Origin of the sequence: Nocardia sp. NPDC023733, from assembly GCF_040639775.1 — a bacterium.
GTDB lineage: Bacteria > Actinomycetota > Actinomycetes > Mycobacteriales > Mycobacteriaceae > Nocardia > Nocardia rosealba.
In genome coordinates this window covers 87084-108414 of record NZ_JBFAAN010000008.1, presented here as the reverse complement: position 1 = coordinate 108414, position 21331 = coordinate 87084, and the positions used below count along the sequence as shown (strand labels likewise).

Genomic DNA, 21331 nt, shown 5'->3' with positions numbered 1-21331 from the left:
TGCCCGCCGATGGATGCGCCACGTCACGTACTACCGTTGTGCGGGTGAGTGCCTTCCCCTGCAGCGACGACGTGCTGCCCGACACCGAAACCCTCGTCTCCCTGCCCGAGGCCGCCGACATACTCGGCGTCCCGGTGACCGCGGTGCACCAGATGCTGCGCGATCGCCAGCTCCTCGCGGTGCGCCGGGGCGGTGTCGCGGGCATTCCGTCCCGCTTCTTCGACGACAACGACGAGATCGTCCGCATGCTGCCCGGCCTGATCACGGTGATGCGCGACGGCAAGTACAGCGACGAGGACATCCTGCGCTGGATCTACACCGAGGACGACTCGCTGCCCGGCCGCCCGGTCGACGCCCTGCACGGCCCGCTGGCCCGCGAAGTCGTCCGCCGCGCCGCCGCCGAACCCTTCTGAGGACTCGCCGCCGACGGTGCGCGCGCCGCTGAGCAGCGCACCGAGCGGAGCGCGTGCCCGGGTGAACGCACCGTGCCGGACCACTTTGTCCTGCAGGGATTTCAGGTCGAGCGGAATGCCGCGACCGAGTGGCGGCGTGTGGTGGTGAAACCCTTAGCGGCGACCATGATTCGGCGGCGGCTCGGGACGGTCGCGCGGGTGGCGAAGACCTGGAAATCGGCCGCTTCGATCTGATCGAGGATCTCGGCGTAGAGGATGGCGGCGGTGCGGATCGCCGGGCGGACCCGGGGGGCCAGCAGGTCGATGCCGGGGACCGCGCGGCGGTAGATGTCGCGGTTGACGGCGATCAGATGGGCCAGCGCGCGTCGCGTCGGCTGGTCGGTTCGCCCGGCCGTCCGGCACGCACGCAGTCGCGTCTCGTCGACGCCGAACGCGGCCAGTTCGTCGGCGGGCAGGTAGATACGGTCGCGATCGAGGTCTTCGGCCACATCACGCAGGAAATTGGTGACCTGGAACGCCTCGCCCAACGCGGCGGCAGCGGGTTCGGCCTCCGCCACCGGAACCACGGTGCCGAGCACCGGCAGCAACTGCAGACCGATGGCGGCGGCCGACCCACGCATGTACTCGCCCAACTCGGCCATGCTCGCGTAGCGCCTGCGGTGAACGGTCGTACCGGGGACGTCCATGCGCATGGCATCGAGGAACGTCCAGATGTGGTCGTGCGCGATGTCGTAGCGGGCGATGGTGTCGGCCGTCGCGGTGATGATCTGGCGGCGCCGCAGGTCGGCGGTGTCGATGTCGCCCTGCTCGATGGCCAGCCGGAGCTGCTTCTCGACCAGATCGAGGTGCTGAGCGGGGGAGATGCCACCGCTGACAGGGGCGAGGCGGCGATCAGGATCGTGTACGCCTGGGGCGAGGCTCGACGGGAGGGTTCGCGGCCTCGCCGGAGTCCGGTCGGCCGGGTCAAGGATCCACGCGGGGTCGTCGGCGTGATCGACGATGTCGTCCACCATCCGCGCGAACGCGTACAGCGCGTGCACGGCCCGGCGCCGCTCCGAGCTCAATAAGGCCGTGGCGAGGAAGTAGGTGCGTCCGTGCTCGGCGGCGATGCGGCGACAGGTCGCGTAGGCGTCGTCCAGCGCGGTGGGCACACTCATGCTGCGACGGGCGGTGCGTGTTCCTTGGCTATCGCGCGGGAACTCGCCGAACGCAGGTGCAACGGGTCGACGTGGCGCAGTGACACGGCGGCCACCACGGCGGCGAACGTCGCCAGCGCCACGTGCCAGAAGTTGTAGAGGCCGATCGAGCCGTCCGGCTGGAACACCAGCATCAGCCAGGTGCAGATGCCGACCAGCCACTGCAGGGTCACCGTCGACAGCGCGAAACCGGCGGCCAGTGCGAGCGGCCACGAGTAGTACCAGGGCAGGGCGGCGGGGGAGAGCAGCACGATCGCCACGAACGCGACGATGATGCCCATCACGGCCTCACGCTCGCTGTGGCGGAACCGCCACCAGGTCGCCACGAGCAGGACCACCAGCGCGACCTTGCACAGTTCGCGGGTGATGGACAGGACCGAATCCAGCGACCACGGCGTCACCCAGGTGACCATGTGCGCGAGGATGGTCGGCAGCGAGAGCCAGTTGATGATCTTGTTCGAGCCCTGCAACGCGGTCACCCAGCCGAAGCCGACCCCGGCGATCACCGATGCCGCACCGAAGACCAGTGCGAACACGCCGATGCCGATGCCGGCGATCTTGGTGAACACGAGCAGTGGATGTGGCATATCGGCCGATGGCCGGGCCGCGTCGGGATGCTTCAGTTCCTCGGCGAGACCGGCGTCGGAGTCGGCGCGGGCCCGGCGTTCGGCCGCCCGCCGCTCCTTCTCGTGCAGGATCCAGATCCACACCAGGAACGGCAACGCCACGCCTGCCGTCGCCTTGATCGCGACGCCGATGGCGACCACGACGATGCCCGCCACATGATGACGTTCGAGCACGAGCGCGATACCCGCGCACATCAGCCCGACCATCAGCATCTCGTTGTGCACACCGCCGATGAGGTGCACGAGCACCAGCGGATTGAGTACCGCCAGCCACAGCGCCACGGTCGGTTTGCCGCCGAGGTGCTTGGTCAGATAGGGCACCGCCCACACCATCAGCGCCAGGCCGGGCAGCATGACGAAGCGCAGCGCGATGGTCCCGGCGATCACATTGTCACCGGTGAGCGTGGTGATCGCGCGGCCCATCAGCAGGAACACCGGCCCGTACGGCGCGGTGGTCGTGGTCCACACGGGGCTCACATTGTCCAGCAGCACACCGGGATTGGCGACGGGACCCACCTGGTAGGGGTCGAAACCGTCGCGCAGGAGCGCACCCTGGGCGAGATAGGAGTAGGCGTCGCGACTGAACATCGGGGCCGCGAAAAGCAGTGGGGTGATCCAGATTCCGACGATCACCCGCAGCTCGTTGAGCGTGACCTTCGGTTCACCGTTGCCGATGAGCGTGCGGCCCAGGCGCACCCATGCGGTGATCATCAGCAGCACACCGGCCCAGATGACGATCATCGAGAGGGCGTAGCCGTGGCCGAATCGCAGCCACGACAGGTGCAGCGCCTCGAGCAGCGGATCGCGTTTGCGGACGGCGCCCGCGCCGAAACCGCCGAATGTGATCATGATGGCGCCGAAGAATCCCATGAAGGCCGCGTGGCCTTCGGGGCTCCGGGCGAAATCGCCGACAGTGCGCAGCCGCGACCGGACGCCGGGATCGGTCCCGGCGGGCAGATGGCGCTGCGGTTCGAGGGTGCGCGTGGTGTCCATGGGGCCTACGGTCGTCTCGGGGGGCGGCATCTTCGGTCGGTCCCCCCGGATGGTCGGCGGTCGCAACCGCGAGCTGATAAGTCGGCCGTCAGTTTACGGCTTCAGTTCCGAACACTAACCCGGTGGTCGCTACCGGTGTGCGCCCGGCTGCCGGTGATTCGCGCCGCCGCCAGTTCGCCCGACAGCAGCGTGGTGGGCACCCCGACCCCCGGAGTAGTGCCACAACCTGCGAGAACGACATTGTCTACGCCCCTTGGCAGGTTGCGTGGACGCAGCGGTCCGGTCTGCCGGAAAAGGTGTGCCACCGAGAACGGTGTGCCCGCGATCATGCCCTGGGCCGCCCAGGTCGCCGGTGTGTCGAGGTGATCGACGCGGAAGTACTCACCGATACCGGTGTAACCGCGCTGCTCGAGCGTCGCGAGCAGTTCGCGCAGGTAGGCCGGGCCGATGCGGTCCCAGTCCAGCGGTGCGGAGGTCAGGTTGGGGCACGGCGCGAGCAGCGACAGCGGCTCCCAACGGCCGTCGGTACGGTCGACGAACTGGCCCGGGTCGCTGAGCGCGGGCCGCGTGAGCAGCAGCGACGGGTCGCTCATCAGTTTGCCCCGGCCCTTGCCCGCGGCGATCTCGCGGAAGGTCTGCTCCCAGGCGGCCCCGAACTCGATCGTGTGATGGGCCTGCACCGGCCACCGCGCGGCGACCTCGGCGGGCACGGTGCCGTGCGCGACGACGGCCGACGGTGAGGCCCGCAGCCCACGCCGGTTGCGCAGCCCGAAGCGGCGGATCGAGCCGAGGTCGGCGGTGATGACCACCGCGTCGCAGGCGAAGCTCCGCCCGTCGACGGTGCGGACGGCCTCGGCGTGGCGGGCACCCGGTGACGCGGTGCCCTTGGCGGTCGCGTACTCGATGCCGGTGACCTCGGTGCCGAGCTCGAGGCGCCCGCCCGCGGCGGTGAAGGCCTCGGCCAGCGCAGTGGTGATGGCCCGCATTCCGCCCTCGGGGAAGTACACCCCGAGACAGGTGTCCATGTTCGGGATGGCGCCGTAGACGGCGAGGGCCTGGTCCGGCGCCGTTCCCGCGTAGAGCGCCTGGAAGGTGAAAAGCCTGGTGAGGCGCTCGTCGCGGAGGTATGAACGCACCCGCGGCCCGAGTTTGCCGAGCCCGCCGAGGCGCACCACCCGGGCCAGTGCCGACCGGGCGGCCGGTGTGCGGACCATGTCGAGGGGCGAATCGAAATCGGCGTTCATGAATTCGTCGAACTCGGCCTCGTACATCCGGCCGAGCCAGTCGCGCAGACGCCGGTACCCGCGTGCCTCGCGGGGACCGCACGCGCGGGTCACCTCGGCCGCCATCTGCTCGGCGTCGTCGAAGACCCGGATGTCGCTGCCGTCGGCGAAGCGCGCGTGATAGGCCGGAGCCAGGCGATGGATACGCAGCCCGACGTCCTCCCGGGTCTGCCCGACCGCCGCGAGGGCGTTGTCGATGGTTTCGGGCAGAGTGAGAACCGTAGCGCCGCTGTCGATCTCGTAGTCGGCGAAGCGGTAGCGGCCCACCCGGCCGCCGGGGTGATCCGCGCGCTCGAGCACGGTCACCTCGAGCCCGGCACCCCGCAGGTGTAGCGCGGCGCCGAGCCCGGCCAGCCCGGCCCCCACGACGACGACATGATTCGTTTGTCCCACAACAGTTTTCACAACGTCCTCAGGCGGTACGGCGAGTGGCGGCCAACGCCATATCGTGCAGCAGATGCTTGGCGGCGGGGGTGGCGGCGCTGTGCGCGATGGCGGCCAGACCCGTTTCGGTGAGCTCGGTGATGCGGCGCTCCACGTCGTCGACGGCGCCCAGGTCGATCAGTACCGCGCGCAACCGGTCGACGGCCTCGTCGTCGAGGTCGGTGCCGAGGCCGGTGCGGATCAGCGCGGCCGACTCCGGGTCGGCGCGGCGCAGCGCCTCCGCGATGAGCACGGTGCGCTTGCCCTCGCGCAGATCGTCGCCCGACGGTTTGCCGGTGACGGCCGGATCACCGAACACCCCGAGCAGGTCGTCGCGCAGCTGGAACGCGATACCCACATCGGTTCCATAGGTGCGCAAGGCCGCGACCAGGGCATCGTCGGCGCCCGCCAGTGCGGCACCCAGGTGCAGCGGCCGTTCGATGGTGTAGGCGGCGGTCTTGTAGCGGTTGATGCGCAGCGCGGCCTCGACCGACTCGTCGCCACCGGCTTCGCCGTTGATGTCGAGCAGTTGCCCGCCGAGCACTTCGGTGCGCATGCGCGCCCACACCGGGGCGAACCGGGCGAAGGACGCGGTGTCGAGTCCGGCCGCGTTCACCAGGTCGTCGGCCCAGGCCAGGGCCAGATCGCCGATCAGAATGGCGACCGCCGACCCGTACGCCTCGCCGTCACCGGACCACCCGGCCGCGCGGTGCCGGTCGGTGAAGTCGATGTGCACGGTCGGGAAGCCACGCCGGGTGCGTGAGGAGTCGATGATGTCGTCGTGCACCAGCGCGCAGGCCTGCACCAGCTCCAGCGATGCGCAGGCCGTCAGCACCGACGCCGCCTCGGGGGCGGACGGGTCGCCACCGGCGCCGAGCCAGCCGGTCCAGGCGAAGCCCGGCCTGGTGCGTTTACCGCCGCGCACCACGAACTGTTCCAGCGCCTCGGCCGCGTCGACGAACACCGGACCGAGCGGTTCGACGATCTCGCGCCTGCTCGCGAAGAACTCCGTGAGCACCTGTTCGACCGCCGCGACGAAGGCCGGTGTGCCGGGGGTGAGCGCGACGAGGTCGACCGAGGTCAGCACGTCGGCGGCGGACCGGGAGAGCGGGGTACCGATTCCGGCGGACAGGGCGGCCTCCAAATGGCGAGCGTCAGGATCCGATGACGCACCCTCGCGGTGCGTGCACAGCGTCGTCTCGACGATACGCGGGCCGCTCGGACGATCAGCGGGCGCACAGGGCCGCTGCGACCGATCCCACACCCGGCGTTTCCTCGGGTCCGGGGCTCCTCGGTCCGTGTGTCCATCCGGCTTGACATTCTCCGCTCCGAACAGGGGATTTCCCCTCGGCGGGTGCCGCGGCCTGCGTGGTTGTGCCCGGCGGGGACGTGTCGTGACCGGTATCGGAGTTCCCCGGTCGGCGCCGTAGGCCCGGAACGTCCCACTAGACTGAGCCGGTGACTTTCGACAGTGGACGGGGACGTTCGACCCCCGATCGGCCCGCCAAGCAGCAGTCGATCGTCTCGAACACGCCCTCGGTGGTGCAGAGTCTGCGCACTCATTCGGGCACGGGCGTGCCGTTTTCGGTCGAGTTCAACCCGCCCCGCGACGCGGCCGGTGAGGCCAGGCTGTGGCGCGCGGTGCGCGAGTTCGAACGCATGCACCCCGCCTTCGTGTCGATGACCTACGGTGCGGGCGGCTCCACCCGCGACCGCACGGTCCGCATCACCGGCGCCCTGGCGCAGGAGACCACCCTGCTGCCGGTCGCCCACCTGACCGCCGTCGGCCACAGCATCGCCGAATTGCGCTCGCTGGTCGGTTCCTACGCCGACTCCGGCATCTGCAACGTCCTCGTGCTGCGCGGCGACCCGCCCGGCGACCCGCTGGGTGAGTGGCGCAAGCATCCCGAGGGGGTCGAGTACGCCGAGGAGCTCGTGCGCATCGTCCGCGATCTCGGCGACTTCCACGTGGGTGTCGCGTCGTTCCCGCAGGGGCACCACCGCTCACCGGACCTGGACCACGACACCCGCCACCTGTGCGCGAAACTGCGTGCGGGCGCGGAGTATTCGATCACCCAGATGTTCTTCGACGTCGAGCACTACCTGCGCCTGCGCGACCGCGTGATCGCCATGGACCCCGTCGAGGGCGCCAAGCCGATCGTCCCCGAGCTGATGCCCATCACCTCCCTGCGCACCGTCGCGCGTGCCGAGGAGCTGTCCGGCCGCCCGGTGCCCGCCGACATCGTCGCCCGCCTCACCCGCGCCGCGGGTACGGGCCCGGAGGAGGACCGCGCCGCCGTGCGCGCCGAAGGCATCCAGATCGCCACCGAAATGGCCCAGCGGCTCATCGACGAAGACGCCCCCTGCCTGCACTTCATCACCCTCAACTTCGCCAAGGCCACCAGCGAGGTCCTCACCAACCTCGGCTACGGCGTCACCGCCGCCCCTCTCAGCGCCTGACCGGCAGCTGGACGAGGCGGCTTCTCGCTTCGGCGCTTCGTCAGCGCCTCGCAGCGGCGAGGGTCTGCCAGGTTCGTTCCCAGTTGCGGGTCATGGCCGGGTAGACGATGAGGTAGCGGAAGGGCTTGATCAGGGCCATGTAGAGGCGCCCGAGGCGGCCGTTGGGTTCGACCAGGACGGCCATCTGCAGGTGGTAGCCGGTGTCGTCGGGCACCCAGCCCAGGTGCATGACGCCGTGCATGGTGCCGTTGGCGATTTCGGCGGCGTACTCGTTGTCGAGGACGTAGAGGCTGGTCAGCGGGCTGTCGCTGTCGTCGGGGGTCGGAGTGTCGCGCAGGTCGGCGGGGAGGCGGTCGCGCAGGGAGCCGACGCGGGTGCCGGTGCCCGCCGATTCGTCGTCCCAGCCGAAGATCTCGCCCAGTTTCCAGCGGATCTTGAACAGCACGCCGCTGATGCCCGAGCTCTCGGACGCCTTCTCCGCCTGGAGTGCCGCGAGGAAGGCGGGGAAATCGTCGGGGCCCGCGCCGGGAGTGCGGAACTGCCAGACGTCTTCGGTGTCGAAACCGCGCGCGATCTCGTGAATGCGCCACGGCCTGGTGGTGTGTGCGGAGGCGGGAAGTCGCATGGGATGACCTCGATCTGTACGGGGGCGTATAGCGATTGAGACTACCGCTGTTGTACGCCCCCGTATAGATCTGTTCGCCGTGCCGTGGCACACTCCGGCTACGCGGCCAGTGAGCCCCGCAAACCCCACGCCCCGGCCAGCAACCGATGCGATTCGAGCCGGTCGGCGTGCGCGTGGGTGATGGTGGTGACCAGGAGTTCGTCGGCGTCGCTCACCCGGCGCAGGGCGTCGAGGCGTTCGACCACGGTGCCCGGTGAGCCGACGATCTGGGCGGCCAACCGGTCCTCGACCAGGCGGAACTGGTCGTCGGTGAGTGGGGGAGCGGTGGCGGGATCGAGGTACTCGCCCGCGCCCGCTCCGCTGCGCACACTGTGCACCCAGTGTCCGTAGGTGCTCGCGTGCCTGCGGGCGGTGTCGTCGTCGGCGGCCACGACCACGTCGGCCGACACGATGACGTACGGCGCGGCGAGCACCCGCGACGGCCGGAACGCCGCCCGATACGCCGCCACCGCGTCCAGCGCTGTCCCGGGCGCCACGTGGTAGGCCGCCGCGAACGGCAACCCCAACCGACCTGCCAGTTCCGCGCTCTCCCCGGCGGAACTGCCGAAGATCCACAGCTCGGTATCGATACCCTCACCCGGAACCGCGTGCAGCGCGACACCGTCGGAGGTGGTGTAGGTGCCGTCGAGCAGGGCGCTGATCTCGGCGACCTGGTCCGCGAAGTCCAGTGATCGCGCGCCGGGCTGCTGCAACGCCTCCAGGGAGGCGAGGAATTTCGACCGATCGAGGACCCGTCGCGGGTCGAACGGTGGTGGCACGACCACCCCGTCACGCACCTGGGTGCGCCCGACGACCGCGTCGAGCACCGGCCGTCCGCCCTTCGCGGTGGTGGTCGCGGCGCCGTACTGGGTGCGCCGGTGTCCGGAGCGGCCGAGGCCGAGATCGAGCCGGCCCGGGTGCAGTGCGTCGACGGTGCCGAACGCCTCGACGATCGACGCCGAGGTGTGCTGACCCACCTGCACCGCGCCAGTCCCGACCCGAATCCGGTCGGTGGCCGCCGCGACCAGTCCCAGCAGCGTGAGCGAGGCGGAACTGGCCACCGACGCGAAATGGTGCTCCGCCAACCAGAACCGGTGATAACCCCACTGCTCGGCATGCCTGGCCAGATCGATGCTGTTGCGCACCGCCGCCGCGGCACTCGATCCCTCGCTGATCGGTGCCAGATCGAGGACCGAGAGCGGCACACTCATGATCTCGGATCCTGTTCTCCCGCTTCCACCGCCACCCGCAGCCGGTTCTCCCGCGGGGCCACCGGGCAGGTGGCGTAGTCGGTGAAGGCGCACGGCAGGTTCACCGCCCGGTTGAAGTCGAGGGTGACGGTTCCGTCGGCGGCCACCGCGCCGATCGCGAGCGAGCGTGCCGCCGGGTAGGTGGTGATTCCGCTGGTGGCGTCGGTGAACAGCACCTTCAGATCGTCCGGGGTGCCGAAGGCCAGCAACGCCTCATGGCTGTCGCCGAGGCGGAACTCGATGATGCCCGCCGCCGGGTGGTGGTGTTCGAGCCCTTCGACCACCGCGCCGGTGGTGACGGTGCGTGGCTGTTCGAACGGGGTGAAGCGGCCGCTCACCACCCAGCGCGGATCGGCGGGATAGGCGGGCACGCCGGTGAACGCGACCAGGGTCGGTGCGGCCGGATTGTGTACGCGAACCGCGAATTGCCCGGAGCGCCGGATCACTTCGAGGACGCGCTCCTCGTTGAACACGCTGATTCCGGGCGCGCCCTCGCCGGGTTCGAGGATGCGGACCCCGGCGATCCGGTCGCCCTCCACATCGAGCCGGTCGGCGGGCTGGGCGGTGACGAACACCTTCTCGTCGGTGACCCACCAGGTGCCTGGCACGCCGTCGAGGCGTTCGGGACGATCGGTGAGCCAGTGCAGCCCGGCGAGGCTGAGCCAGCCGAGCGGGTCGCGCAGCCCGTCCTCGCGGGCGTGGTGCCAGCGCGCCCAGTCGTCGGCGAAAGTGGTTGTGGTGTCGAGGTTGTCGATGGTGACGGTCATGACGCGCAGGCTCCTTCGGTGACGGTGCGGTGACGGGGGTGGCGCAGACCGAGGTGGTCGCGCAGGGTCGTGCCGGTGTAGGTGGTGCGGAAACTGCCTCTGTTCTGCAGTTCCGGCACCACGGAGTCGACGAACTCGTCGAGTCCGCCGGGAGTGAGGTGGGGGACGAGGATGAATCCGTCGGCCGCGTCGGACTGCACGTAGTGGTCGATCTGCTCGGCCACCTGGGCGGCGGTGCCGACGAACTGCTGACGGGCGGTGACCTCGATGACGAGTTCTCGGATGCTGAGGTTGTCCGCCTCGGCACGTTCACGCCACGCCTTGGCCACGGCGAGTGGGTCTTTCGCGTGCCTGACCCGGCCACGGGTGATCTCGGTGGCCGGGTCTGGTTCCACGTCGGGCAGCGGGCCGTCGGGGTCGTATTCGGAAAGCTCTCGGCCCCAGACCTGTTCGAGGAAGGCGATGGCGGTGGCCGGGCTCACCTGCTGATAACGGATGTGGCGGGCCCGCTCGTGTGCGTCGTCGGCGGTGTCGCCGAGGACGAAGGTAGCGGCGGGGAAGACCAGCAGCTCATCGGGTGTCCGTCCGTATTTCGCGAGGCGCCCCTTGATGTCGGCGTAGAACCGTTGACCCGCCTCGAGGGTGCCGTGCGCGGTGAAGATGGCATCGGCCGTCTTCGCACCGAACTCACGGCCTTCGTCGGAATCGCCCGCCTGCAGCAACACCGGGTGACCCTGCGGTGCGGGTGGGACGACGAACGGCGCCCCGATGTCGAATTGTGAGCTCCGGTACGAGGTTTCGGGGATCTCGCGGGCGAACACACCACGTTCACGGTCGACCACCAGGCTGTCGGCGGGCCAGCTGTCCCACAGCGCCCGGGTCGCCTCGACCACTTCGGCGGCGCGCTGATACCGGGCGCCGTGCTCGAGATAGCCACCGCGCCGGAAGTTCTCGCCGGTGAACGCGTCGGAGGAGGTGACCACATTCCAGGCCGCCCGGCCACCGGACAGATGATCCAGGGCGGCGAACTGCTTGGCCAGTTCGAACGGTTCGTTGTAGGTGCTGTTGATGGTGCCGGCCAAGCCGAGGCGTTCGGTGACCGCCGCCACCGCGTTGAGCACGGTGAACGTGTCGGGACGGCCGACCACGTCCAGGTCATGGATCCGGCCGCGATGCTCACGCAGCCGCAGCCCCTCGGCCAGGAAGAAGAAGTCGAACAGGCCGCGCTCGGCGGTGCGGGCCAGATGCTCGAACGAGGCGAACTCGACCTGCGATTTCGAGGCCGGGTCGGCCCAGACGGTGGTGTTGTTCACGCCGGGAAAGTGCGCGGCGAGGTGGATCTGTTTGCGCGGTTTCGAGGTCACAGCGCTGCTCCTGCGGCGTATCGGCTGACGGGTCGGGGGAGACCGAGGCGGTCACGGAGGGTGCGTGAGTGCTGCGCCGCGGCAGTGGGGGTGCGTTGGGCGGTCAAAGCCGCCAAGGCGGCGTGCAGGGCCAGCGGTCGCAGCACCACGCCGTCGAGCCCTGACCGCGCGATCTCGTCGAGGAGGTAGTCGAGCGCGGCGACGGTGCCCACATGACGCAGGCCTACACCCGGTAGATCCGGACCGGAGGACTCCCGCTGATCGCCTGCGGCCGACGGACCCGGGCGCTGTGGCGACTCGGCCCAGCCGTCGAGCTCAGCCACGTCGGCGTGTGCGTTCTCGGCCGAATCCGCCAGGTGCACAGGCAGGTCGAGCAGGACCTGCACCGCGTCCGGATCACGCCCCGCCTCCGCGATCGCGGCGCGCAGAGCGAGCCGGTGTGCGGCGGCGGTGGCGAGATCGGGCGCGGTGATGCGGACGAGGTCGGCGCGGTGCACGGCGATCCCGGTCGAGGCCGGGTCGTCGGCGCGCACCGTGACGATCGGCTGACCCTGGGGTGAGCGCGGGGTGATCGCCGGGCCCTTCACGGAGAAGTTGTCACCCTCGAAGTCGATGTAGTGCAGGCGGTCGCGGTCGATGAATCGGCCGGTCGGCACATCGCGGATCTCGGCGTCGTCCTCCCAGCTGTCCCACAGCCGCGTCACCACCTCGACCGCTTCGTCGGCCTCGTGCCAGAGCGAGGCCGCGTTCTGAATCGTCTTGCGGCCGAACGCGGCCGCCTCCGTCGCCCCGGTGGACACGGTGACTTCCCAGCCCGCGCGACCGAGACTCGCGAAGTCGAGGGCGGCGATCGCCTTGGACACGTGGAAAGGCTCGGTGTGGGTCACCGGGACCTGCGGGACCAGGCCGATGCGGCGGGTCAGCGGGGCGGTGCGGGCGGCGACGGCGACGGCATCGAGCCGCCCCCGCACCACTTCGGGTCCGCCTTCCTGGAGGGCGAACGAGTCCGGCAGGAACACCGCGTCGAACCCGAGTGTCTCGGCGGTGGTGACCACCTCGGTCCAGTAGTTCGCCGTGAACAGGTCTTCGGCGCGGGAATCGGGACGCCGCCAGGACGCGGGGTGGGTTCCGGTGCCCGTTGTCTCGATGCCGAGGAACAGCGCGTTCATCGGGTCTCCTTTCCGTCGATGTCGAAGGCCGGTGCGGGAATGGCCGCGAGCAGTTCCCGCGTGTAGGGGTGCTGCGGGGCGGTGAACAGCGACGCGGTCGGTCCGGTCTCGACGATGCGCCCGTGCCGCATCACCGCCACCCGGTCGCTGATGCGGCGCACCACGGCCAGGTCGTGGGAGATGAACAGGTAGCCCAGGTCCAGTTCGGATTGCAGGCCGTCGAGCAGGTCGAGGATCTGGGCCTGCACCGAGGCGTCGAGCGCGGAGACCGGTTCGTCGAGGACGAGCAGGTCGGGTCGCAGGGCCAGCGCGCGGGCGATCGCGACCCGTTGCCGTTGTCCGCCGGACAGTTCGGCCGGTTTGCGCCGGGTGAAATCCGTGGGCAGCGCCACCTGGTCGAGCAACTCGCGCACCCGCTGGGGACGGTCGTCGATGCCGAAGGCGCGCAGCGGCTCGGCGATGATGTCGCCCACGTCCCAGCGCGGGTCGAGGGAGGAATACGGGTTCTGGTACACCACCTGGAACCGTCTGCGCAACGCGCGCAAGCGTTTCCGGCGCGCACCCGTGAGATCGTGACCGTCGAAGGTCACCGTTCCGCTGTCGGCGTCGGTGAGCCGCAGCGCGATGCGCGCGGTGGTCGACTTGCCGGAACCGGATTCGCCGACCAGCGCGAGGGTTTCACCTCGGTCCAGGGAGAACTCGACATTGTCGACCGCGGTGATACCCGCCTCGTGAAAGCGCTTGTGCAGCGCGTGTACCGACAGCAACGGTGTGGCCGCCCTGGCCCGGGCCGGCCGGAAAGGGGTGGGGGCCAGCGCGGGAGAGGCCGCGAGCAGACGCCGGGTGTAGGGGTGCGCCGGGTGGGCGAGAACCTGGGCGATCGGCCCCGACTCGACGACCTCACCACCTTCCAGCACCACCAGCCGGTCGGCCCGTTCGGCGGCCACGGCCAGATCGTGGGTGATGAGCAGCACTGCCGTCCCACGCGCGGCGATCCGCTCGGCCAATCGGTCGAGCACCTGCCGGGCGACGGTGGCGTCCAGTGCGCTGGTCGGCTCGTCGGCGATGATCAGTTCCGGCCCGCAGGCCAGCGCGATCGCGATCAGCACTCGCTGGCGCTGCCCACCGGACAGTTCGTGCGGGTACTGGCGTGCTCGTTGTTCGGGCCGGTCCAGCCCCACTTCCTCGAGCAGATCCAGCGCCCGCAGACGTGCGGTACGCCGGTCGGCGAGGCGGTGGACGAGCAGTGCCTCGGCCACCTGCTCACCCACGCGGAGAACGGGATTCAGCGACAGGCCCGGATCCTGGGGAACGAACCCCACCCGCAGCCCGCGCAGCCGTCGCAACGACTTCTCGTCCTCGGGGTCCACGTGCTCACCGGCGAATTCGATACGCCCGGAATCGATCCGCGCGCTGTCACCGAGCAGGCCGATCACCGCATGCGCCAAGGTGGACTTCCCCGAACCGGATTCGCCGACGAGGGCGACGACTTCGCCCGGCGCCACCTCGATCGACGCACCGCGCAGCGCCGCGACGGGCCCTGCCCCCGACTGGTAGGTGATGCGCAGGTCCTCGACCCGCAGCAACGGCCGTTCTGTTCGCCCGGCACCGATCGGCTCCGCCGTCGACGAAGCCGCCGACTCCGAGGCCGACGCGACAGGTGTCGCGAGAGGGTCGCTCATCGCTGATCAGTCCTTCCCGCGAATCGGCCGACCCGCTGGGCCGCCAGCACCACCGCGACGATCACCAGGCCGGGCAGGGTGGTGAGCCACCAGGCGGTGGCGAGAAAATTGCGGCCCTCCGAAATCAGCGAACCCCATTCGGGGGTAGGCGGTTTGGTGCCGTAACCGAGGAAGCTCAGCGACGAGACCGCCAGCACCGCCATCCCGAATTCGACGGCGGCCAAGGCCAGCACCGGCTGGAACGAGTTGGGCAGCACATGCCGGGTCAGGACCGCGTACCAGCGCACTCCCGAGGCGTGCGCCGCCTCGACGTAGGGCGCGTGCCGCACCCGCAACACTTCCGAGCGCATCACCCGCGCGAAATTCGCGATCAGCGAGATGCCGACGGCGACGGCGACATTGCGGGTGCCGAAGCCCAGCGCGGTCACCAGTGCCAGCGCGAGCAGCAGCGACGGGATGGAGAGCAGCACGTCGACCACCCGCATGATCGCGGTGTCGACGATGCCGCCCGCCGCCCCCGACAGCAGCCCGAGCAGCGAACCGACCACCAGCGCGATCCCGACCGCGGTGAGGGTGGCGGTGAGCGACAGCCCCGCACCGTGCACCATTCGCGTGTACAGGTCGCGCCCGAGATTGTCGGTGCCGAACCAGTGGGCCGCGCTCGGCCCCTGGAACTTCTCGCCCGGCACGCCGGTCAACGGGTCTCCCGGCGCGAACACCGACGGCACCACCGCCCACCCGACCGCGATCACCAGCACAACGCCGGACACGACGAGCCCGAGATGCCTTCGGGTCCAGCCGATGAGCTGGGCGCCTCGGTGGTGGCGCGCGATCGCGGAGGCAGGCTTCGCCGCTCCCGCTGTGTCACGGTCGCGGCTCGGTTCGGGCGCCTCGGGCTCGACCGAACCGCCTGCGCGACGCCGATCCGTGCGGTGCAGTACGTCGACCATCGTCACTCCCTTCGCCCGCGGTGCGGGACAGACCGGGTCGAACCGCCCGAGTTCGCGAGGCGACGGATTCGCCGCGCGGCATCGCCTTCCTTCGCCCGGGCGACCCGGCCACCGTCGACGCCGGTGATCCGTGGATCGAGCAGCGGGTACAGCAGGTCGACGGCCAGGTTCACGACGACGAAGATCAGCGCCGACAACAGCACCACCCCCTGTACGACGGGGATGTCCTGGTTGAGTACCGAGATCTGGGTGAGCCGCCCGACCCCCGCCCGGGCGAACACCGACTCCACCACCACCGAGCCGGCCAGCATGGTGCCCACCAGCACTCCGGCGATGGTGAACGCGGGCACGCTCGCCAACCGCGCCACGTGCCTGCGCTGCACCCACCAGCGTGAAGCGCCCTTGGCCAGTGCCACCTCGGTGAACGGCTGGCGCCACGTCTGGGTGAGCCCGGCGGCGAGCACCTGCGCGATCACCGCCCCGATCGGGAGGGCCAGGGTCAGCGCGGGCAGGATCGTGCCGCGCAACCCCGTCCCGCCGAAGGCCGGGAACCAGCGCAGCTGAAACGAGAACAGCTGCAACAGCAACAGCCCGGTCCAGAAGGTCGGCACCGAAACACCCAGCGGCGGTAGCGCACTCAAGGTGTTGCGCAGCCACGGCCGACGCGTATAGGTGGCGGCGAACGCCAGGACCGTTCCACCGATCACGGCGAAAAACAATGCGAGCGAGGCCAATCCGAGCGTGGCGGGCAGGGCGTCACCGAGCGCCTCGGTCACCGGCTGTCCGGTGTTCACCGAACGGCCGAGATCACCGGTGAGGGCATTGCCGAGCGCGGTGACGTACTGCTCCCACAGCGGCTTGTCCAGCCCGTAGCGGGCCTGCAGCTCCGCGATCGCCGCCTTGTCGACGGGCGTGCCGGAGCCGGAGCTGTCGGCCGCCATCGAGACCGGGTCGGCGGGCAGCAGGTACAGCACGACGAACGACACCGTGAACGCCGCCCACAGCACCCAGATCGCTTGCAGTACTCGCGAACCCACGTATCGCACGAGGGGTCGCCGGATCAGCTCAGTCATCGCCGTGACCGCTCAGCCAGGTGTCGAAGAACTGCAGTCGCGCCGAGGCCTCGAACTTCAGGTCCTGGGTGTGGGCGGCGGCACCGATGGCCTGCGACAACTCGATCGTCGGCACGTAGAGGCCGTTGTCGAGGATCTCCCGCTGCGCGGTCGCGATGAGTGCCGCCCGGGCCGCCGGATCGTTGGTGGCCAGCTGCTGTTCGAGGGCGGTGTCGAGAGCCGGAACCGGCCCGCGCACCGACAGATTGCGGCCGGTGAGGGCGAACGAGGTGCGCAGGATGTCACCGTCGGCGCGGGTGGAGTTGCCGTAGACGGCGTCGTAGTCCTTGCTGTTCTGTCGGGCCGTCTGCTCCGAGAAGGACACCAGGTCGAGCCGCAGATCTACCCCGACCTGCCGCAACTGCTGCTGCACCAGCTCCAGAATCGCCTGGTTGCCCGCGAACACCTGACTGAAGGTCACCCCGAAGCTCAGGCGCTCACCGCCCTTCACCCGGATACCGTCGGTGCCGGGCAGCCAGCCCGCCTGATCCAGGATCGTCTTCGCCTTCGCCGGGTCGTAGCCCAGCCGGGCCGAGAGGTCGGTATAGGCGGGGGTCGACGCGGCCAGCACCGAGGTGGCGGGTTTGAACTGCGGGCTCAGGACCGTGTCGATCAGCTGACGCCGATCCAGCGCGGGCAGCAAGGCCTGCCGCACCGCTGGATCACGCAACGGCCCACGCGTCACATTGGGGTGGAAACCGAAGACCAGGCCCGGGTTCGACGTCGAGAGCACTCGTCCGCCGACCGCCTCGATCTGCGGCGCGTCCTGCGGCAGGGCATCGCTGATCGCGTCGAGCTGACCGGATGCCAGACTGCCCGTGCGCACCCCCGACTCGGGCACGACGGTGAACTCGATCCGGTCGAGGTAGGCCTCGCCCTCGTGGGCGAAAACCTCCGAACCCCAGTGGTATCCGGCGCGTTTGGCCAACGTCACCGAGACGTCCTGCTTGTACTCGGCGTAGGTGAACGGTCCGCTGCCGATGTTGTCGCCCGCGCAGCGCGCCTCCGCCGGCTTCGCATTGGTCGACGGGGCGAGGATGCCCAGCTGCGAGGTCGAGGAGGCCTGTAGGAACTGCGCGTTCGGCGCGCTGAATTCGACCCGGGCCGTGAGCTTGTCGACCGCGGTGGTGCCGACGTAGTTGGCCAGGTAGCTCACGCCGAGCGGCGCTTTGGCCCCGCCGAGCCGGACCACGGCGTCGAAGGTGTCGCGTACCGATTCGGCGGTGAGCGGCGTGCCGTCGCTGAAGGTGACCCCGTCGGTGAGGGTGAAGGTGAAGACCTTCGCATCGGGGCTCACCTCCCAGCTGCGTGCCAGCCACGGGGTGATCGCCCCGGTCGCCGGATCCTGATCGGTGAGCGAGTCCACGATCTGCCGGGTCACGTAGATGGTCTGATTGCTCCCGGCCTGGGCGGGATCCGAGCACGACGGTGCCTGCGAGAGCCCGTAGCGCAGGGTGCCACCGGGTTGTGGGGGACCGGCTTGTCCGCCGCCGACGGTGTCACCGCCGCCGCAGGCGACCACCGTCGTGGTGGCGGCGAGAACACCGGCGAACGCGGCGATGCGATGTCGAATCACGAAACAACTCCAGCGAATTCACGGCCTGCGGCCAGGGGACGGCTCGGGATGCGGTGGCGCAACTCCGGCGCCACCTCGGCCTGGAACAGTTCGAGACTGTCCAGATAGTCGGACTCGGCTCGGCCCTCACGATCGGCGGACAGGTGGATCACCTCGTGCCCGAACTGCTCGTGGTACCGGCCGACCTTGTCGATCACCTGTTCCGGGCTGCCCACCAGGGCGGAGGAACGGGCGACGAAATCCTCGACGGTCTCGAAGACCACCGGATTGCCCACCTGCCGCTGCAACGCGGTCCGCGCCTCGTAGAGCGGGCGATATACCTCGACGGCCTCCTGGGACGTCCGCGCCACGTGCAGACCGGCCGTGCCCGCGCCGACCAGGGCGTCGGCGGGGTCGCGACCGTAGTCCACCCAGCGCTGCCGGTAGTGGTGGATCAGTTCGGCGTACGGCTCGATCGGGTGCGTGACGTTCGCCGAGAACACCGGGTCACCGTGACGCGCGGCCAGTTCCACCGATTCCCGGCTCGTCGCGCTGCCGTGCCAGATCCGCAACTTCGGCTGCAAGGGGCGCGGCAATGCTCGTGCGTCGGTGAGCGGCGGCCGGAAACGGCCCGACCACGTCACTTCGTCGCGGTTCCACAGTGCTCGCAGCAGTTCGTATCCTTCGCGGTTGCGGTCCCACTGGTCCTCGGTCGTCACGTGGTAGAGCTGCGCCTGGGCGGTGCCGTTGCCCTTGCCGATGATCAGTTCGAGCCGCCCGTCGGACAGGTTGTCGAGCGTGGCGTAGTCCTCGAAGGCGCGCACCGGGTCGAGCAGGCTCAAGGTGGTGACTGCGGTGAACAGGGTGATCCGCGAGGTGACCGCCGCCAAATGGCTGAGCACCACCGGGGGAGCGGCGGACAGGAATGGGTCTTCGTGCCGTTCGCCGACCGCGAACCCGTCGAAGCCCAATTCCTCGGCGCGCCTGGCTTGTTCGACAACCTCACGGAAACGATCACGGGTGCTCGGCACAACGCCGGTCACCGGATCGGGAACCCGGGTGATCAGCGTCATGAGCAGGAATTTCATCGATCTCCTCCATCGAACCCGGCAGAAGCACCCACACCCGGACAGACGGGCGGGTTGCTGCGACGTCGTAGAGCCAGGTCTCTCAGTCGCTCTGGATGGTGTGCCCGCTGCCGAAGCGTCGAGCCGGATCAGCATGTGGCACAGCTGTGATGGCGCACAACGGTAGAAATCAGCGTGAGCGCAGCGGTTGGAATCGGGTGCTGGTGCGGGCACAATCGCCGACGTCGGGCCCGGTCGACCCACCCCTGGCCCCCGCTGTGGCGGTACGCGACGCGCCGAATACTCGGTCACTTCACCTGCGGTGATTCACCGGGTTTCGGGAGTAATCTCGGCCTTCTCAGCGTCGATGAGGAGTTCGCCGTGACTGTTGCGCGTCGTCTGACCACACTGACCTCGCTGACGGCCTGCGCCGCCGCCGTGCTGCTGGCCGCCCCCGTCGCCGCCGATCCACCGGTGCGGCCGGCCGTCACCCGCGACGCCCCGGCCACACCCACCGCCGGCCCCGGAGATCTCCTCGCCGCCTACCAGACGGTCGTCGAAACCCTCGAGGCCCTCGGCATCCAGCCATTCCTGTACCCGACGGTCGCCGCGAACTGTTCCGGCGACGGTTTCGGCCTGGTCCCGGCCGTCGCGGGTGCGGTTCCCGGCCCGTGGCCGACGAACACCCTCCCGATCCCCGGACTCGACCTCACGGCCGTGAAGTCAGGCCAGACGCTGTTCACGTTCCTCCCGTACGGCCTGGAACCGGACACGGCCGCCACCAAGACTTCCGGTATGCAGGTGGCCTGGCTCAACCTCAGCACCGGCCGGGGCGGGATGGCCTCGATGGGGACGATCGCCGACATCGTCCGGGCGATGGTGCCGCCCGAGGTTCCCGCCGAACTCCGGCCGCTCGCCGAGAACGTCATCCGCGATTTCCTGCGCACCGCCATCCCCGTCGGTGGTGTGCGCGCCGTCCCTGTCGACACCGGGAAGGGCACTGTCCTCGCCGCCGTCTTCGGTACCACCGACAACGCGGGCCGCTCGTGCTTCTTCTTCCCGACCGTCGGGATCACCGAGGTCGCCTGATCCGGTTTCGGCGAGGGCGCACCGTTCGGCAGCGCACGGCTTTGCCGTTGTCCGGTGGCCGCACCGAGCGGGGTGGAATACCTGGGCCGCGCGGGTCAGCCGTGACGAGCGAGCGGTGTTTCCGGTGCGACAAGGGGACGCTGCTTCCAGCGCAGCCGCCCGGTGCGATGCAGGCGGTGCGAGCGGGCCCACAGGGTGAGGTAGTAGCCGACGGAAACCGGATGGGCCAGTGCCGAGCCGAGGTCGGCGCCGGTGGGTGGGCGCCGGGTTTCGACGGCTCGGGCCATGAGCCGACCGGTGACGGCGGCGAGGTAGCCGAGCAGACCAGCCCGGCGCACCCGGCCACGACCGACGAGAACCGCCAGCGGCGGAACCCAATAGGCAAGGGCGGCAAGGACACCGATGGCCGCGCCGGTGTCGACCCGGCCGCCGTAGGCCGACCACAACCAGCGGGTGTAGCCGCCGGCGAGGTCGTCGGCGCCGGTGTACATGCGGGTGCGGGCGGCGGGCCCGGCGGTGACGAGCGCGGTCCGATGACCCGCCCGCCGCAGCGCCCGCGCGAGATCGAGATCCTCGGTGGCGCTGGCCGCCACACCGGCGTGACCCCCACCCTCCCGGTACGCCGCGGCGTCGACGGCGAGGAACTGCCCGCACGCCACCGCCGTCGACGGCCGCAAGCTGTGATTGGCCGGACCCACCGGAAGCGTCGACGCCCACGACCAGGCCAGCAGCGGCTGAACCAGCTGCTCGGCGACCGAACCCGAATCCTGGGTCGGCCACGCCGACACCAAACCCGCGCCGCGCTTGCGCAATTCGGTCACCGCGGCGGCGATCGCCTGCGGTTGGAGGCGCACATCGGCGTCGACGAAGACCAGTGCCGCCGCATCGGTCCTGGCGGCCAGCCGCGCACAGGCGGCGGCCTTTCCGGTCCATCCCGGGGCGGGGTGGGCGGCCGAGCGGAGCACGGTGAATCGTTCGTCGCCGCCGATCGCGGCGAGTGCGGCCTCGTAGGTGCCGTCGGTGGAGGCATCGTCGAGGATCAGCACTCGCAGCCGCGGTACCCCGGTCTGGGCGCGCAGATCGGCGATGAGGTCGGGCAGCCGCAGGGCTTCGTCACGGGCGGGAACGCACACGGTGACCGGTTCGATCACTCCCGACACCTGCCGGGGCAGTGTGCGCAGGGTGGCGAGGTTGTAGGCGGCGGTGCCGGCGCCGAGCACGGCGAGACCGGTGCCCGCCCAGGTCAGGTAGCGTCCCGCCGCGCCCAT

General features: G+C 70.1%; 18 protein-coding genes and 1 riboswitch. Of the genes, 3 read left to right on the top strand and 15 right to left on the bottom strand.

The features are described from left to right. The first annotated feature begins 44 nt into the window (after nucleotides 1–44). Entirely contained in the window at nucleotides 45–413 is a 369-nt protein-coding gene (locus AB0F86_RS25375; protein ID WP_356986136.1) for an Rv2175c family DNA-binding protein, read from the top strand. Between the two features lie 101 nt (nucleotides 414–514). Here the strand turns inward: AB0F86_RS25375 and AB0F86_RS25370 are convergent, their stop codons facing one another. The 4 genes from AB0F86_RS25370 to AB0F86_RS25355 all read right to left on the bottom strand — a co-directional run bounded on the left by AB0F86_RS25370 (nucleotide 515) and on the right by AB0F86_RS25355 (nucleotide 6021). Then, a complete protein-coding gene (locus tag AB0F86_RS25370) occupies nucleotides 515–1570 on the bottom strand; it encodes a phytoene/squalene synthase family protein (RefSeq protein WP_356986137.1) in 1056 nt (351 codons plus the stop codon). Next, entirely contained in the window at nucleotides 1567–3228 is a 1662-nt protein-coding gene (locus AB0F86_RS25365; protein ID WP_181699199.1) for an alpha-(1->6)-mannopyranosyltransferase A, read from the bottom strand. The genes AB0F86_RS25370 and AB0F86_RS25365 overlap by 4 nt, the downstream gene beginning before the upstream one ends. 101 nt (nucleotides 3229–3329) lie before the next feature. Then, entirely contained in the window at nucleotides 3330–4904 is a 1575-nt protein-coding gene (gene crtI / locus AB0F86_RS25360) for a phytoene desaturase family protein (RefSeq protein ID WP_356986138.1), read from the bottom strand. A 19-nt stretch (nucleotides 4905–4923) separates the two neighbouring features. Further along, on the bottom strand, nucleotides 4924–6021 hold the full coding sequence (locus AB0F86_RS25355) for a polyprenyl synthetase family protein (RefSeq protein WP_308017176.1): 1098 nt from the start codon (nucleotides 6019–6021) through the stop codon (nucleotides 4924–4926). 431 nt (nucleotides 6022–6452) lie between these two features. On the opposite strand from AB0F86_RS25355, the gene AB0F86_RS25350 reads away from it, so the two are divergent. Next, nucleotides 6453–7394: a methylenetetrahydrofolate reductase gene (locus AB0F86_RS25350; RefSeq protein WP_181699288.1), complete on the top strand. Its 942-nt coding sequence runs from the start codon at nucleotides 6453–6455 to the stop codon at nucleotides 7392–7394. A gap of 40 nt (nucleotides 7395–7434) precedes the next feature. On the opposite strand, the gene AB0F86_RS25345 is transcribed toward AB0F86_RS25350, so the two are convergent. From AB0F86_RS25345 to AB0F86_RS25300, 10 genes are all read right to left on the bottom strand, one after another. After that, on the bottom strand, nucleotides 7435–8019 hold the full coding sequence (locus AB0F86_RS25345; RefSeq protein WP_181699205.1) for a DUF2867 domain-containing protein: 585 nt from the start codon (nucleotides 8017–8019) through the stop codon (nucleotides 7435–7437). A gap of 98 nt (nucleotides 8020–8117) precedes the next feature. Then, nucleotides 8118–9269 carry an LLM class flavin-dependent oxidoreductase gene (locus AB0F86_RS25340; protein ID WP_356986139.1) on the bottom strand — a complete coding sequence of 384 codons (1152 nt, stop codon included), beginning with the start codon at nucleotides 9267–9269 and terminating at the stop codon, nucleotides 8118–8120. Further along, nucleotides 9266–10075: a DUF1684 domain-containing protein gene (locus tag AB0F86_RS25335; RefSeq protein WP_356986140.1), complete on the bottom strand. Its 810-nt coding sequence runs from the start codon at nucleotides 10073–10075 to the stop codon at nucleotides 9266–9268. The genes AB0F86_RS25340 and AB0F86_RS25335 overlap by 4 nt, the downstream gene beginning before the upstream one ends. Beyond that, entirely contained in the window at nucleotides 10072–11439 is a 1368-nt protein-coding gene (locus AB0F86_RS25330; RefSeq protein ID WP_356986141.1) for an NtaA/DmoA family FMN-dependent monooxygenase, read from the bottom strand. The genes AB0F86_RS25335 and AB0F86_RS25330 overlap by 4 nt, the downstream gene beginning before the upstream one ends. Continuing rightward, a complete protein-coding gene (locus tag AB0F86_RS25325; RefSeq protein ID WP_356986142.1) occupies nucleotides 11436–12608 on the bottom strand; it encodes an LLM class flavin-dependent oxidoreductase in 1173 nt (390 codons plus the stop codon). Before AB0F86_RS25325 ends, AB0F86_RS25330 begins: the two co-directional genes overlap by 4 nt. Further along, nucleotides 12605–14290 (bottom strand): ABC transporter ATP-binding protein, encoded by a 1686-nt coding sequence (locus tag AB0F86_RS25320; protein WP_356986143.1) that lies wholly within the window; start codon nucleotides 14288–14290, stop codon nucleotides 12605–12607. Before AB0F86_RS25320 ends, AB0F86_RS25325 begins: the two co-directional genes overlap by 4 nt. After that, the gene (locus tag AB0F86_RS25315; RefSeq protein WP_356986145.1) at nucleotides 14287–15240 is read right to left on the bottom strand and encodes an ABC transporter permease; all 954 of its coding nucleotides are present in this window, start codon (nucleotides 15238–15240) and stop codon (nucleotides 14287–14289) included. The genes AB0F86_RS25320 and AB0F86_RS25315 overlap by 4 nt, the downstream gene beginning before the upstream one ends. Nucleotides 15241–15242: 2 nt before the next feature. Continuing rightward, a complete protein-coding gene (locus tag AB0F86_RS25310) occupies nucleotides 15243–16313 on the bottom strand; it encodes an ABC transporter permease (protein WP_356986147.1) in 1071 nt (356 codons plus the stop codon). Then, complete coding sequence (locus AB0F86_RS25305; RefSeq protein WP_356986239.1) at nucleotides 16306–17874, bottom strand: ABC transporter substrate-binding protein; 1569 nt, start codon at nucleotides 17872–17874, stop codon at nucleotides 16306–16308. The genes AB0F86_RS25310 and AB0F86_RS25305 overlap by 8 nt, the downstream gene beginning before the upstream one ends. A 50-nt stretch (nucleotides 17875–17924) precedes the next feature. After that, complete coding sequence (locus tag AB0F86_RS25300; RefSeq protein ID WP_356986149.1) at nucleotides 17925–18995, bottom strand: LLM class flavin-dependent oxidoreductase; 1071 nt, start codon at nucleotides 18993–18995, stop codon at nucleotides 17925–17927. Between the two features lie 6 nt (nucleotides 18996–19001). Further along, nucleotides 19002–19097, bottom strand: a riboswitch (SAM riboswitch). Nucleotides 19098–19355: 258 nt separating this feature from the next. Between AB0F86_RS25300 and AB0F86_RS25295 the strand changes: the two genes are divergently transcribed. Continuing rightward, entirely contained in the window at nucleotides 19356–20063 is a 708-nt protein-coding gene (locus AB0F86_RS25295) for a hypothetical protein (protein WP_356986151.1), read from the top strand. 95 nt (nucleotides 20064–20158) lie between these two features. On the opposite strand, the gene AB0F86_RS25290 is transcribed toward AB0F86_RS25295, so the two are convergent. Continuing rightward, nucleotides 20159–21331 (bottom strand): glycosyltransferase, encoded by a 1173-nt coding sequence (locus tag AB0F86_RS25290; RefSeq protein ID WP_356986153.1) that lies wholly within the window; start codon nucleotides 21329–21331, stop codon nucleotides 20159–20161.